Annotated in this window: 1 protein-coding gene; it reads right to left on the bottom strand. The window is 71.7% G+C overall.

Translation table 11 applies throughout. The features are described 5' to 3' along the window. Positions 1-343 (bottom strand): condensation domain-containing protein (locus OO52_RS45705; protein WP_037631272.1); only part of this gene is annotated, 343 nt, incomplete at both ends.

Here is a 343-nt window from a genome sequence, read left to right as displayed (position 1 = left end):
GCGTGTGTGTTCCTCGGGGGTGAGGACGTCCCATCGGGCCGGTGAGCGGTCGGGGTTCTCGGCCGTCCACTCCAGCAGGCGTACCAGCCGCTCCACCAGTGTCTCGGCCGACGCCCGGTCGAACATTTCCGTCGCGTACGTCAGCGCGCCCGCTATGCCGTCCGCCGTTCCGTCGGCGGTGTGCCGCTCGTGCAGGGTGAGGGCGAGGTCGAACTTGGCGGTGCCGACGGACAGGTCGTCCAGGCGGGCGTGCACGCCGGGCAGCCGGGCCTCGCCCTGGGCGTTGTTCTGCAGGACGAGCATCACCTGGAAGAGGGGGTGGTGGGCGAGGGTGCGGGTGGGG

This window comes from Streptomyces flaveolus (genome assembly GCF_000716535.1).
In the GTDB taxonomy this organism is placed as follows: Bacteria; Actinomycetota; Actinomycetes; order Streptomycetales; family Streptomycetaceae; genus Streptomyces; species Streptomyces flaveolus_A.
Note: the sequence above shows the minus strand (reverse complement) of the source record. Positions and strands in the feature narration are given on the sequence as shown.